Source organism: Paenibacillus lautus NBRC 15380 (assembly GCF_004000945.1).
In the GTDB taxonomy this organism is placed as follows: Bacteria; Bacillota; Bacilli; order Paenibacillales; family Paenibacillaceae; genus Paenibacillus_AQ; species Paenibacillus_AQ lautus.
On sequence record NZ_BIMF01000004.1, the window covers coordinates 166,133 to 180,350 of the forward strand.

11 protein-coding genes and 1 other annotated feature are annotated in these 14,218 nt (G+C 49.1%); of the genes, 4 read left to right on the forward strand and 7 right to left on the reverse strand.

Annotated elements, in window-relative coordinates:
- Positions 1 to 10: 10 nt before the first annotated feature.
- Positions 11 to 1,228 carry a putative lipid II flippase FtsW gene (gene ftsW, locus PLA01S_RS09925; RefSeq protein ID WP_100536086.1) on the forward strand — a complete coding sequence of 406 codons (1,218 nt, stop codon included), beginning with the start codon at positions 11 to 13 and terminating at the stop codon, positions 1,226 to 1,228.
- Positions 1,229 to 1,284: 56 nt separating this feature from the next.
- On the opposite strand, the gene PLA01S_RS09930 is transcribed toward ftsW, so the two are convergent.
- The gene (locus tag PLA01S_RS09930) at positions 1,285 to 1,671 is read right to left on the reverse strand and encodes an Asp23/Gls24 family envelope stress response protein (protein WP_009589611.1); all 387 of its coding nucleotides are present in this window, start codon (positions 1,669 to 1,671) and stop codon (positions 1,285 to 1,287) included.
- 187 nt (positions 1,672 to 1,858) lie between these two features.
- Here PLA01S_RS09930 and cax point away from each other — a divergent pair, with 187 nt between their 5' ends.
- Positions 1,859 to 2,932, forward strand: coding sequence for a calcium/proton exchanger (gene cax, locus PLA01S_RS09935; protein WP_127591886.1), 1,074 nt, complete (start codon positions 1,859 to 1,861; stop codon positions 2,930 to 2,932).
- Positions 2,933 to 3,051: 119 nt separating this feature from the next.
- Here the strand turns inward: cax and PLA01S_RS09940 are convergent, their stop codons facing one another.
- The 5 genes from PLA01S_RS09940 to PLA01S_RS09960 form a co-directional block, all read right to left on the reverse strand.
- Positions 3,052 to 3,339 carry an Fpa/YlaN family protein gene (locus tag PLA01S_RS09940; RefSeq protein WP_009589686.1) on the reverse strand — a complete coding sequence of 96 codons (288 nt, stop codon included), beginning with the start codon at positions 3,337 to 3,339 and terminating at the stop codon, positions 3,052 to 3,054.
- 150 nt (positions 3,340 to 3,489) lie between these two features.
- On the reverse strand, positions 3,490 to 3,735 hold the full coding sequence (locus PLA01S_RS09945) for an HPr family phosphocarrier protein (protein WP_071223684.1): 246 nt from the start codon (positions 3,733 to 3,735) through the stop codon (positions 3,490 to 3,492).
- A 95-nt stretch (positions 3,736 to 3,830) separates the two neighbouring features.
- Entirely contained in the window at positions 3,831 to 4,946 is a 1,116-nt protein-coding gene (locus PLA01S_RS09950) for an aminopeptidase (protein WP_100536083.1), read from the reverse strand.
- Between the two features lie 128 nt (positions 4,947 to 5,074).
- Positions 5,075 to 5,902: a hypothetical protein gene (locus PLA01S_RS09955; protein ID WP_246059410.1), complete on the reverse strand. Its 828-nt coding sequence runs from the start codon at positions 5,900 to 5,902 to the stop codon at positions 5,075 to 5,077.
- 103 nt (positions 5,903 to 6,005) lie between these two features.
- On the reverse strand, positions 6,006 to 7,997 hold the full coding sequence (locus PLA01S_RS09960; RefSeq protein WP_127591890.1) for a sensor domain-containing diguanylate cyclase: 1,992 nt from the start codon (positions 7,995 to 7,997) through the stop codon (positions 6,006 to 6,008).
- Between the two features lie 532 nt (positions 7,998 to 8,529).
- Here PLA01S_RS09960 and rpsD point away from each other — a divergent pair.
- On the forward strand, positions 8,530 to 9,132 hold the full coding sequence (gene rpsD / locus PLA01S_RS09965; protein ID WP_100536080.1) for a 30S ribosomal protein S4: 603 nt from the start codon (positions 8,530 to 8,532) through the stop codon (positions 9,130 to 9,132).
- A 148-nt stretch (positions 9,133 to 9,280) separates the two neighbouring features.
- Here rpsD and tyrS read toward each other — a convergent pair whose 3' ends face one another.
- Positions 9,281 to 10,531, reverse strand: a complete 1,251-nt coding sequence (tyrS, locus tag PLA01S_RS09970) for a tyrosine--tRNA ligase (protein WP_127591892.1) — start codon at positions 10,529 to 10,531, stop codon at positions 9,281 to 9,283.
- A gap of 51 nt (positions 10,532 to 10,582) precedes the next feature.
- Positions 10,583 to 10,838: a binding site (T-box leader), on the reverse strand.
- A gap of 144 nt (positions 10,839 to 10,982) precedes the next feature.
- Between tyrS and PLA01S_RS09975 the strand changes: the two genes are divergently transcribed.
- The gene (locus tag PLA01S_RS09975) at positions 10,983 to 14,087 is read left to right on the forward strand and encodes a transglycosylase domain-containing protein (RefSeq protein ID WP_127591894.1); all 3,105 of its coding nucleotides are present in this window, start codon (positions 10,983 to 10,985) and stop codon (positions 14,085 to 14,087) included.
- The last annotated feature ends 131 nt before the right edge of the window (positions 14,088 to 14,218 follow it).

The window sequence follows — 14,218 nt, forward strand, 5'->3', positions numbered from 1 at the left end:
GTCGAACATTATGAATACGACCAAACCTCAGCCGAAGAGAGGGACGCCTGATTTTCAACTGCTGATCCTTACCTTGCTGTTAGTGGGATTCGGACTGATCATGGTGTTCAGTTCCAGCTCCAGCTTGGCCGTTTTCAATGAAAAATTCAATAACGATCCGCTGCATTTTACGAAGCGGCAAGCCGCGTTTGCCGTCCTAGGCACGTTGGTTATGTTTGTTGCCATGAACATCAACTATAAGAAGTACAAGAAGCTATTCATACCGGTGTTTTTTCTAACCTTGATGCTGCTGATTCTTGTGGTGATCATCGGTTCCGCAACCAACGGAGCCACAAGCTGGTTTAACCTGGGGAAATTCGGCATCCAGCCGACCGAACTGGCCAAAATAGCGACCATTGTCTATCTGGCAGCGCTGATCACCAAAAAAGGGGAACGAATCCGTCAATGGAAGGGCGGTTTCTTCCCCGTACTCATTATTGTAGGAATCGTAGCGGGACTGATCATGCTTCAGCCGGACTTAGGGTCCTGCTTCATCCTCGTGGCTACCAGCGGGCTGCTGATCTATGCCGGCGGCGCCAGCCTCAAGCATATCCTCGGGTGTATCTCGCTTGTCGCGCTTGGCCTGGTGCTCACACTGGGGGTCGGATCACTCTTTAACTCCAGCGGAGATCAGGAGCAGGCTTCCAAGAATTACAAGATGGGCCGGATCGAGGCTTTCATGGACCCGTTCCACGATGAGTCGGACACGGGCTACAATTTGGTCCAATCACTGATTGCCATAGGCCAGGGCGGTGTCACTGGGGCCGGTTACGGGGAGAGCGTGCAGAAGCTGCATTACCTGCCGAATCCTTACAACGACTTTATCTTTTCGGTCATTGGCGAAGAATTCGGTTTTATCGGAACCGCGATATTCCTCTTGCTCTACTTATACTTTATCCTGCGAGGGATCATTGTGTCGCTTCGCTGCTCGGATCCGTTCGGAACCTTGACCGGCGTCGGCATTATGGGACTGATCGCCATCCAGGCCTTCATCAATATCGGCGGGGTGACCAATACCATTCCGATTACGGGCGTTACTCTCCCGTTCATCAGTTATGGCGGATCCTCGCTGCTGGTCATGATGCTGAGCATGGGAATCGTGCTTAGCATATCCCGGGACAGCAACCGTCCGATGAAAGAGGAGCAGGTTAAATCCGTAATTAAAAAAGACTACCGGGCAACCGTGTAGTCTTTTTTCTCGATTTTTTTCATCATCAGCGGGGAACGATCCCCCTATGGTTCGTCTTATTTGGCTCGAAGCTGAATATCGTCGATTTCATCGTCTTTAAACGCTACGCCTTCGACCTTCACGTTGACCTCAACCACACGAAGCCCTGTCATGCTTTCCACAGCTTCGCGGACATTCTGTTGAAGCATGCGGCACACTTCATGTATTGGTGTCTCATAGAGCACGATAATCCGCAGGTCGATCGCCGCTTCCAGCTGACCTACTTCTACGGTAACACCCTTTTGCACATTTTTGCCGCTCAGCCGCTTAGCCCAGCCCTCGGACAATCCACCGGACATTGCTGCAATACCTGGGGTTTCCAAGGCAGCCAATCCGGCAATTTTCGAGACGACATCATCCGATATTCGAATCAAACCGTTATCCAGTTGAAGTTGTTCCGTCATGCCATATCCTCCTTCACCTCATTATCCGTTATTGTAAATGGTAACGGACCTAAAAAGCAAATGCTCCCTTCAGAAAAGAGGGATAATTTTTCGAAAAATTTGGGTATATTGTAGAAAGCGATACGAGAATCGTCGATTCCACTCGCGAGGACTCATCAGTACATAAACCATAAGGTAGGTGTCGGTTATGAAAAAATGGCTAAATCCCGCGCTTCTCATCTTCACTTTTTTACTTAGCGCGCTGGGCCACTTTGCAAATTGGAACTTCACGCTCCAATTCATTCTGTCTGCCATCTCGGTTATTTTTGTCGCCGGTTTTCTCGGCAAAGCAACCGAAAGCGTCGCGCATTACGCCGGCCAACGGCTCGGGGGATTCCTGAACGCCACCTTCGGTAACGCGGCGGAGCTGATCATTGCCATCCTGCTGATCAAGGAAGGCTTGTACGACATGGTGAAAGCAAGCATTACCGGCTCCATTATCGGCAACCTGCTGCTCGTCCTCGGGCTCAGCCTGTTTGCCGGTGGCCTCAAATTTAAAATCCAGAAATACAACGTGACGCTGGCAGGTCTGAACGGATCCCTGATGACGCTGGCCATTATCGCGCTGTTTATCCCTGCTGTCTTTCTCAATACCCACTCTATTACGGAGAGTGAGACCAAGACGCTTAGTCTCATTGTTGCGGGAATTCTGATCGTGGCCTACATCGCATGGCTTGGGTTCTCGATGATCACCCACAAAAATTATTTGGCAGATGTCAGCGACGATCACGACCAGGATGCGCTGCCGCATGAGCACGGTCCCACCTGGTCCAAGAAACGCTCGATTCTATACCTTGTTGTCGCCACCGTGATGGTTGCGTTTGTCAGCGAATGGCTTGTTGGGGTGCTTGAGCCCATCAGTCACGAGTATGGCCTCAGCGAGCTGTTTATAGGGGCCTTCCTGGTTGCTATTATCGGTAACGCCGCAGAGCACAGTGCAGCCATCATGCTTGCCATGAAGAACAAAATCGGCGCAGCCGTTGAAATTGCCGTCGGCAGCAGCCTGCAGATCGCGCTGTTTGTTGCTCCCGTGCTCGTGTTCATCAGCTTCTTCCTCGGAGATACGATGGATCTCGTGTTTACCACGCTGGAGCTGGTTGCTATCGGTGTCGCCGTATTTATTGCCAGATCCATCACGCAGGACGGTGCTTCCAACTGGTATGAAGGCCTGCTGCTGCTCGCCGTATACGTCATACTGGGCGTCTCCTTCTTTCTCGTCTAAAGTAAGGAACGCTCAGCCCACACAGCTGTATACATGATGTATGATCCACAAATGAAAAAAACGCATGCCGCCTGAGTGCGACATGCGTTTCTCTATGTATGCGCCTGTACAAGTACAGGCTATTTGGATTGATTCATGGCTTCGTACAGGACCGCCAGATTGCGTTCAAGCTTGCTGATCAGCTGCTTTCCCGTACTTTCCGGAAGAAGCCCGGCCCGCACCGCGAAATCAACCTCTTTTGAAAAACCGTACATTTGGGTATCCAGCACTTCCTCATAGAGAGGGCAATAACGGGTCGCCAGATTCTCCATCTGTACTTCAATAAGCTTTAGGATTTTATCTGCATCTTCATGAAGAAGACTGATCGCTTTGAGATTCAGCTGTTCCTGTAAATCAGATGAAGTCATGATCTTCCCCCCTATGTCAAAAATCACAGCACAGTTACTATCTTTAATATTAGTCGAAATCGTTTCTCAATACAAGGACCTGAACAAAATAGACCCTTTCTCTACGAAAAAACACCCTTCCATTCTATGGAAGGGTGTTTTTGGCGACTGTTATTCAGCCACGACGGATACATTCAAACCATGCTTGGTGAATACGTCGATCATTGCTTTTTTAGCTGCATCAGCATCAGGTCCGTGTACATGCAGTTCATAGCTTTGGCTGTTGACAAGCGTTGTGAACAGACCCAAGATGCTCTTAACATCAATGTACTTGTTCTCCGCCTGCAAAACGATGGAGGATGAGAACTGGCTAGCGGTTTGCGAAATTTCTACGATAGATTGATTGTTATTGGACATACGAATCCCTCCGTAACTTTAGGATCTGAATAAAGCTCATCACTGCACCTTCATGATACATTGAATCCGTTTTCTTATGCAACATTTTTTCCAATCTATTTAAGATTTTCCGGATTTAACGCTGCCAGCTCTGGAATAACAAATATACCATCCTTGCGAATCAGGCGATCGTCAAAGTAGATTTCCCCGCCGCCGTACTCCGGACGCTGGATCAAAACGAGATCCCAGTGAATCGAGGAGCGATTGCCGTTGTCTGTTACATCATATGCTTGACCTGGCGTAAAATGCAGGCTTCCGGCGATTTTCTCATCAAACAGAATATCTTTCATCGGTGTCAAAATGTACGGGTTGAAGCCGATGGCAAACTCGCCGATATATCTTGCGCCTTCATCCGAATCCAAAATCTCGTTCAAACGTTTTGTGTCGCTGCCGGTTGCTTCAACAATTTTTCCGTTTTCAAAGCGGAATTTAATATTCTCGAAGGTTACGCCATTGTACAGGGTCGGTGTATTGTATGAGATCGTTCCGTTAACCGAATCACGAACAGGCGCTGTGTACACCTCGCCATCCGGAATGTTTTTCTGACCGGAGCATTTCTCCGCACCGATGTTTTTGATCGAGAAGCTGAGATCCGTTCCCGGTCCCACGATGCGAACCTTGTCGGTATTTCTCATCAGCTCGGCCAAAGGATCCTGGGCGCGGTCCATCTTGGAGTAATCCAGATTACACACATCGAAGTAGAAATCCTCAAATGCCTCCGTGCTTGTGTTGGCAAGCTGCGCCATGCTGGCGTTCGGATAGCGGAGAACCACCCATTTCGTACGCTTGACACGCTCTTCGCTATGTACGGGGTGCGAGTAAAGGGCATTGTACAGCTTCATGTTTTCCTCAGGCACGTCAGCCATATCGTTGACGTTCTCACCTGCGCGGATACCGATGTAACAATCCATTTTCTTCATGCGTTCAAGATCCAGCTCAGCCCACAGCTCAAGCTGCTCCTTATTTGCGTTCTTCAGCATTGCACGTTGAACCGTACGATCTGTCAATTGCACGAACGGGCGGCCACCTTGATTCGCAACCTCCTCAATGATGGCATTTAGCAGATCGCGCTCCGATCCAATCATTTCGATGAGCACATTTTCGCCTGGCTGCATATCTACCGAATAGTTCACGAGATTTTGAGCCAGTTTTTGAATTCTGGGATCACGCATATGTCATATCCTCCTTATGATGACTGTTCCCTACATGAATTGAACAGTGGTAAATTTATAAATTATTGTAGCATGCGAACAGCCCTAAGTCAGCGTTCATCGTTAAAAAAATTTTCATGGTTATTCCTTCAATAACCGGTAAACGTAACATCGGACAGCAGTGTTTCCGTGCGTGTTCTGCCTTGTTCGTCTACAAAAAACAATGTTCGTTCCATAGTCAGTTTGGTAGGAAGTTGCTTTTTTTTGTTAATGGTTACATGAGAGACCGAAACAGTATCCGCCCTGCTCAACATGTTCTTCATTTCAGTATAGTCCCGCTCCCACACGGCCTTCAGTTGTTTACGAACCTTCGGATCTTCACTGTACAGCGGATCTCCTTTGCGTTCGATCCGCTCCGCCAGCGCCTTCATCTGCTCATCCAGCGATCCGTAGACCATATTGGCAGCCGCCTCCGGTGACAACTCAATGCGCAGCACCTTGGTTCCTCTTGCCGCCCCCAGTTCCTGGGTTACCGTCTTCTCCGACTTTCCGATATACTCCAGCAATTCAAGCGGATTCAGGCGGGCCATCCACAATTCCTCGGCATGTCCCGATGAGAGCGCGCTCCACTTGCCTTCCTTGCGCTTCAGCGCCACGGTAAGTCCTTCCGATTTATATACCGAATCCGCAGATACCTTATCACTACGTATTGTTGTGCCCTTGTCTCTTGATGATAGTGTCAGATCCTTATGATGCTGCAGATTGCCTTCAAATGCCAAACTTTGCTGAAACGGTCCGTTTTCTCCGCTCCGAATCGCCGCTTCTCCCCGAAAAGAGAAATTATCAATGCCGGACAGCCCCGATAGGGCGCGGTTAAACGATTCTTCGGCAGACAATTGTTCCTGCCAGGCACATCCGGTTAAGCAAAAGACGAACAAAACCATTCCGATGACGCTCCGTGATCTTCCCATTCTCATAATCATCAGCCCCTCGTTGATCTTGTTCTTAGGCTATCCGCGGCCCATCACATTATGCAGATTACATAAAAAACCCTGCAGCCACTAAATAGCTGCAGGGTATTTAATCCAAACCGATTTCAGCCTCGGCTCTCTCCACGACAATCCGGTTGCGGCCGCCGTTCTTCGCTTCGTACAGGGCCATATCCGCTCGATAAAAGAGGGTCTCCACGCTGATCTTCTCATTGGTCCAGTTCCATTCAGAAATTCCGCAGGACACCGTTACGCGCGGATCGGTCTCTTCCGATACCCTTATGCGAATCCGTTCGGCGACCTGCATCGCCTGCTGAATGCCGAGTCCCGGCAAATACACGGCAAGCTCCTCGCCGCCCCAGCGGGCCGGAATATCACTGTGACGAATCGTTGTCTTCACGATACTGCTGACCTGCTTCAAAATTTTGTCCCCCCGCTGGTGACCGAACGTATCATTGACCTGCTTGAATTCATCGATATCCACCACAATGAGAGAACCGCAAAAATCACGGTTCTGACATTCATAAATCATTTCATCAAGATAATGCCTCGCATACAGTTCAGTCAGCATATCCCGGTTTGCCATTCTTCTCACTTCCGCATGCAGAAAGGCATTGCCGATAGCCAGACCAATATGGCTTGTCAGGGCTTGAAGCAACCGATAGCTGTCATACGAAAAATAATGCCGCTTCGCATGGGTGAGAAGGACAACGCCCCGTACCTCACCGTTTACAGTAAGCGGAGTAGCAATCATCGAGCTGGAATGAGTGCTCTCCATCAGCCGGGATTCAGCCGGATGTTCTTCGTGATAGTCTGACAGGATGAGCGGCTCCTTGGAATGATAGACTAGGCCGCCTAAACCGTAATCCTTCTCAAAGACCTCTTTGGCAAGCCACTCGGCGTTGCAGGATACCACTTCAAGACCGCCAAGCTCCTCGTTATAAATCAAAATGCAGCAGTAATCGGCCTCAAGAATCTTTAGCAGCTCATGGTTGGCAAATTGGAATATCTCCGCCAAATGCAAGCTTTTGTTCAATCGCTGTGTCAGTTCATTAATCATACGCAGCTCATGAATCATCAGATTGGACTGCTCGTACAATTTGGCATTCTCAAACGCGGTGCCCGCAGCATCGGCCATCATCCCGAGGAGCTCCAGATCCATATCGGGCAGCTCAGACTTGTCCACTTCCACATGGAGCACGCCATAAACACCCTGCTTGCCTCCCATGGGAATCCCGATTTCCACGATTGAATCGGGTTCCTCATGTTCATGAATCGTGAGGGTACCCTCCATAAATGTGCGGACATAAACCTCTTTCTGCCAATGATGGAGCAGCAGGGGACGCACCAGCGGATGTCCGCTCTCATGGTCCTGAGACATAAACAATTCGACTTTGGCCTTGGGATACAGCGCCAGAACACTGTCTATAGCCTCCACCAGCACACTGTCCACATTAATCTGGACATGCATCCGCTTTACATACTGAAACATGATGGAACGCCTGTGCACCTCACGCTCAGCTTGAGTGTGAACTTTCTCCAGATCATCAGCAAATACGTATTCCAGCTTCCGATAGAAGCAGGAACGAAACAATAACGCGTACGTTTCTGTCAGCATAAGTGACTGTTCCGGCTCCATCGCATGCGAGGAAACACTGACCATCACCGCAAATACATCACCATGAATGCGAGTGAAGAGCGGGACAGCGCACAACACTTTTCCCTCAAACGAACCTTTCCCCATCCCTTGGGCGGCTTCTTTGGAGTTTAAAACAAGCGATAACGTCTCATCTTCTCTTGCATTAAGGTATTCCGTTATTTCGGACGCCCCTGTCAGCCAAGCTCCCTCATGAGAAAGAAGGGCCCAGCTGAATCTCTTCATCGCCTGTGTGCCTGCGCTTTCTCTTAGCCACTCCAGATAGCTGTCTGATATGAGAGGCTGAATATAAGGGAAATCATGAGGTGTAATATCCAAGCTCTGAAGCCAAAAACGAGGCTCGTTTCCAGGAATTGGCCCGGCATCATTTAACGTAACTGCAGAGCCGGGAGAGCTTTCATACACTTTCCGTTGATCTTCTGACATATTGGGCGCTCCTTTGCACCATTATAAAAGGCCTATCCAAGACTGGCGTTCCGATTCATAATGTAAGGATCCTTTTGGCTGCCGCATGAATGGCGGTAACCCAGCTGTTCAACATGTTGGGAGGGTGATGATATACATCAAAAGATGTTACGATATGTAACTAGATAAATGAGACTACTTAATCCAATATCATCTTACTCTTTTCTACCCATTTTTGCATTAGAATTTATGCGTTTTTCACAATAATTTTAGGTCCATGGTCCTATCGACAAAATTAGACAAAAGCCAAGTTATAGTAAGTTGCAGGTTGAACTTGACTTTATATCATTACTTCATATAATATTTATTGTTGAGTAAGAATGCAATGCATTCCATGAATTTGGGCGGGTTGTGTCACCCTCACGTTATTTGTTACTGACAGGACAGCGGCTGAACTTTCCTGCCAGATCTTCCGGCGATTACGGTTAGAGCAAACAAATACGGCGCAAATAGAGCCCTAATGAAACTTTAATTAAAAAGGAGTCTATATAACATGGCACGTTACACCGGTCCTAAATTTAAATTAAGCCGTCGTCTGGGAATCTCCCTGAGCGGTACAGGTAAAGAATTGGCTAAGCGCCCTTTCCCTCCAGGTCAGCATGGTCCTAACCAACGGAGAAAAGTAAGTAACTATGGTATGCAGCTTCAAGAAAAGCAAAAGCTGCGTCATATGTACGGCTTGGGCGAGAAGCAATTTAAAACTCTGTTTAACAAAGCAACTGGCATGAAAGGGATCGCTGGTGAGAACTTTATGTTCCTGCTTGAGAGCCGTCTGGACAACCTGGTTTACCGTCTTGGCTTCAGCAACTCCCGTGCGGGTGCTCGTCAATTGGTAGCTCACGGTCACGTGACTGTGAACGGCAAGAAAGTCGATATCGCTTCTTACGCTGTAAGCACTGGCGATGTAATCGGTCTTCGTGAAAGAAGCCGCAGCCTCTCTTCCATCAAAGAAGCTTTGGCTAACCGCGTACATCTTCCAGCTTACCTGGAGTTTGATGAAGCAGCAATGGAAGGGAAATACATCCGTCTTCCAGAACGTTCCGAACTTTCCCAAGATATCGATGAGAAGCAAATCGTCGAATTCTACAACCGTTAAGATTAACTCGGAACCCAAAAAACCTGAAGGCCTCGGCCTTCAGGTTTTTTTATCCTTTTCTCGCAAGAAAAATCACAGCTAAGCGCGGTCTGTCTTCTGAGAAAGACATCGACAGTCGTTTTATGAATCCTCTGCACTTTCAATAACCTCAAAAAAGCTTCAATCTGGCAAATTTACGCCTACCCAGTTGAACCACATCCCCATCCCGAGGAACGATCTCACCGTAGATGTCGCTGCACTTCTCACCATTCCATTTTACGGCCCCCTGCTGGATGCTCCGTCTGGCCTCACCATTGGAAGCGGCAAAACCGAGCAGTGTCAGCAGTTTGATAAGCGTAATCTTTCCATCCTCCAGTTCTCCGCCCGGTACAACGTAATCCTCGATGTTTTCAGGAAGTGCCTTCTGCTGGAAGACGGTCACAAAATGCTGCTGTGCAGCATCCGCAGCCTCCCTCCCATGATACATGCGAACGAGCGTGTGCGAGAGACTCATCTTGGCATCCCGGGGATGAACGCTTCCGTCCCGAAGCCCCTTCTCCAGTCTGGTTACCTCCTCGCCGGCCATATCCGTGGCCAAGCTGAAGTATTTGAGCGTGAGCTCATCCGGAACGGACATGGATTTACCGTAAATCTCATTTCTCTCTTCATCGATACCGATGTAATTGCCCAAGCTCTTACTCATCTTCTGTAAGCCGTCCAGCCCTTCGATAAGCGGCATCGTGATCGCAACCTGAGGTTCTGAGCCATATTCCTTCTGCAGGGTGCGTCCCATCAGCAAGTTAAACTTCTGGTCCGTCCCCCCAAGCTCGACATCGGTTTTAAGCGCCACGGAATCCATGCCCTGCATCAACGGGTAAAAAAACTCATGGATGCTGATCGGAAGTCCGCCCTGGTAACGTTTTGTAAAATCATCGCGCTCCAGCATCCGTGCCACCGTAACCTTTGCCGATAAGCTGACCACTTCGGCAAAAGTCATCGGCGCAAGCCACTCGGAATTGTAGTATACCTTCGTTTTCTCAGGATCCAATACTTTATATATTTGTTTTTTGTACGTTTCCGCATGCCGCCTCACATCCTCTTCGGACAATTGCTTACGCGTTTCGGATTTGCCTGTTGGATCTCCAATCCTGCCCGTAAAGTCCCCGATGATGAGCTGTACTTCATGACCGAGTTCCTGAAACTGACGCAGCTTCTGCAGCACAACGGTATGCCCGACGTGAAGATCTGGCGCTGACGGGTCCATACCCAGCTTCACGCGCAGCGGCTCGCCGGTTACGACCGATTTCGTCACCTTCTGTCTCATCTCTTCTTCCGGAATGATCTCCACCACTCCACGGGAAATCGCCTCCATCTGCCGTTCCACCTCCTGCTGCTGAACGTTCGATAAATTCCATTTCATGTTTCCGCACGCCTCCCTCTATTTATGAACGCAAAAAAGCTCCTACTCATCCCAAGGGACGAGTAGGAGCGCTCGCGTTACCACCCTAATTAAAATCCGTTACCTCGGGAACGGATTTTCACTTCATTGCCATAACGGGTTGTCATCCCGGAACCGGACTACTGTAACAGCCGCACGCATGCACGACTCTTTTCCCCCGGTCAGCTCCGGACGGTAATTCAAAGGGGCTCGTTATCGATTTACACCACCCACCGACTCTCTGGAAACGAAAGCTCCGCCTTCTACTGGGGTCCTTCAAAGCTTTTCACGATATGAACTTTGCATTATTTGTATCATATGCTTTCCGAAAAAGTCAATCTTCCTCAAAAAAGGACACGCTATATAGGGACACATGATTCAAAACCTTCGATTTATGCTATAATAGGTGCGTTAAAAGGAGGAGTATACATTCATGGTTGAGGAGAAAAAACAAGAGCCTGAAAAACAGAAGAAACCGAGTAAACGGTCCTTTCTGCTGGTGCTCGGATCCGTCATCGGATGGCTCTTTGTGGTAGGTCTGATGGGCGTTTTGTTCGCCGGCGGAGCCGTAGCTGGCTACGTAACCTCTATCGTTGAGAATGAGCCGGTAAGATCCAGGGCTCTCATCGAGAATACGGTGAACGACAACGCCATAACGGGCTTCGCCTACTTCGCGGATGGCTCACCGATCGGGCAGCTTAGAACCGAAGAAGACAGACGACCTGTGGAATTCAAGGATATTCCCCAGCTTGTTAAGGATGCCGTCGTATCCATAGAAGACAACCGTTTTTATACACATAAGGGTGTTGACATAAAAGGTACCGCTCGCGCCGTGAAGGAACGCGTGCTGAACGAGCCGGTTCAAACCGGCGGCAGCACGTTGACACAACAGCTGGCCAGGCTCACTTTTTTAAGTCGTGATAAAACCGATAACCGCAAGGTAAAAGAAATGCTGCTTGCCATGCGGATGGAACGCTTTTTGAGTAAAGACCAAATTTTAACAGCCTACCTGAACAAGGTTCCTTACGGCAACGGTTCCAGCGGATACCAACTGTTCGGGATCAAAGCTGCGGCAAGAGGTATATTTAACATCAACAATCTGAATGATCTGAATGTGGCCCAAGCTGCATATTTGGCAGGTCTTCCGCAGCTACCGTCCTCCTACTCTGCTTTCAACGGCAAGGGGGAATTTGACGAGAAATCATTCAACCGGGCAATAAACCGCCAACACCGCGTGCTGGCAAGCATGCTGGAAGAAGGTAAAATAACGCAAGCCGAGTATGAAGAGGCCAAGGCATTCGATATCAAAAAATCGCTTGCTCCTCGCACGCAGAAGGCCTATGTGACTTATCCTTATCTTATGATGGAAGTAGAACGCCAAGCATCAAATATCCTGATGCAACTGGGCGAGGAAGCCGAAGAGAACGCTAAAGGCACGCAAGCAAACTCCGATCTGATGGATGCTTCCCGAGCTCAGCTCAGCACCGGCGGTTACCGTGTGTACACCACCATCGACCGGACGCTCTACAAAACCATGCGTTCCATTGCGGAGGATGACAGCAACTACTTGCCTGACAGCGCCGAAAAAGGAATGGAGCAAACCGCCGCGATGATGATCGACAACAAAACCGGCGCCATTCTCGGTATGATTGAGGGCAGGGATTTCAACACGGAACAAATGAATTATGCTACGCAAATGAAACGGCAACCCGGATCTGCCATGAAACCTATTGCCGCCTACTTACCGGCACTTGATACGGGGGCGATTCAGCCTGCCAGCGTGGTGGACGATTCACCGATCATCTTAAAGGACTACAGCAAAGTATTCCATATCCCTAAAAACTCGTACGCCGGGTACAGAGGATTGATGACCGCAAGGCAGGCGCTGAACGATTCGACCAATACGGTGGCACTCAAGCTGTTTAACAACACGGTCGGCATTGAGAAGGCCTGGGAGTTTTCCAAGAAGCTGGGCATCACGACCTTGGAGGAAGACGATTATAATGCTTCAACCGGCGTCCTGGGCGGATTGCATTACGGCGTGACCGTGGAAGAGCTGACGAATGCCTACAGTTCCATCGGCAATCAAGGCAAATTCACGGATGCATTCATGATCGAGAAAATCGTGGATTCCAAAGGCAATATTGTTTATAAACACGAAGTAAAACCGGAGCAGGTATTCTCCGAACAGACCGCGTATCTCATGACGGATATGCTGCGTACCGTCATTACGAACGGAACGGCCAGCAAGGTCAGGGATACGTACAAGAAATTCAATGAGGTTCCAGTCGTCGGTAAAACCGGCTCCACCCAGAACTACGGGGATGTCTGGTTCATGGGATACTCGCCCGATGTTACGCTTGGCGTATGGGTCGGATATAAGGAACAAAAAAATACGCTCGTTGGAGACCAGCGCAAGCACGCCCAGGCCATCTGGGCCAGAATCATGAACGAAGTGACGAGCGTTAAGCCGGAGCTGTTCCCAACCAAAACGTTCGAGAAGCCTGAAGGCATAACGTCCAAGACGGTCTCCGCTTACAGCGGCAAGCTGCCGACTTCCTTAACGGATAAATTCGTAACGGATCTGTTCAACGCGAAGTTTGTGCCTACCGAAAGCGATGACGGTATCGCAAAAGCGAAGTACATTACCTATCGGGGTGTAAATTACATTCCACAGGAAGCAACACCTTTGGATATGTTGAGAGAACAAATGGTAATTAAGCGTGAAAAGCCTATTGATGAGCTGATTGTGGAGCTCCAGAACGCCCTGAAGGTCATGAAAGGTGAGAAGAGATCGCTAGAATCTTATCTCCCGCAGGACGCCAAGAAAGGGATGCCAAGCAGGGTCGACCCTAGAACAGATGACGGCAAAGCCCCTACCCCACCGAAAAACGTACATTATTCGATGGGCAGCGGGTCCATCAGCTTTAATGCCAGCGGATCTCCTGATGTTGTCGGATACCGGCTCTTTAAGTCCGTTAACGGCAGTCCGTTTACACATCAAGGGCAAGTCGTGCTTGGCGACGAGAGCCTTGTCTTCTCGGGACTTGGAGCTGACGGAATGTTTACTTCCTATTACGTTGTCGCCGTTGACGTAGCCGGCAAAACATCTGAGCCAAGCGCAATTGTGGGCGGCACAGCGCCTGGATTCGAAGTTCCAGGCGATAACAACACGAATCCGGACGACATCGAAAATCCTGGTGACGGCGTCACTGAGGGAGATCCCAATATCGACCTGGAACTTGGGAATGAAGGTGCTGCTACCGTACCGTCTGCACCAGGTCAGCCGACCCTCGTAGCTACCCCTGAGGGCTTTCAAGCCACTTGGAGCGGTAATGCTCCTGAGGAAGAAGTTATGGTCTACAACATCTACATCAGTCCAAACAGTGACGGCAATTACCAGATTCTTGGCTCAAGTAAGAGCACGGAGTTCTACTACTCCTCTGGTAACCCGATCGGCGGTACCTTTAGAGTAACTGCCGTCAATCCAATCGGTGAATCTGCCGCTTCACCGGCCGTATATTTTGAGAAAAAATAGATGGTTATATTAAAAAGCCAGCCCCTCTACAGAGATCATCTGTTGGAAGGGCTGGTTTTTTTAGCTGAAGCAGATGCTTGTAGTTAGTCCATGTCGAAGTTTATACTCTCCGATATCTAAAGAAAAACGTT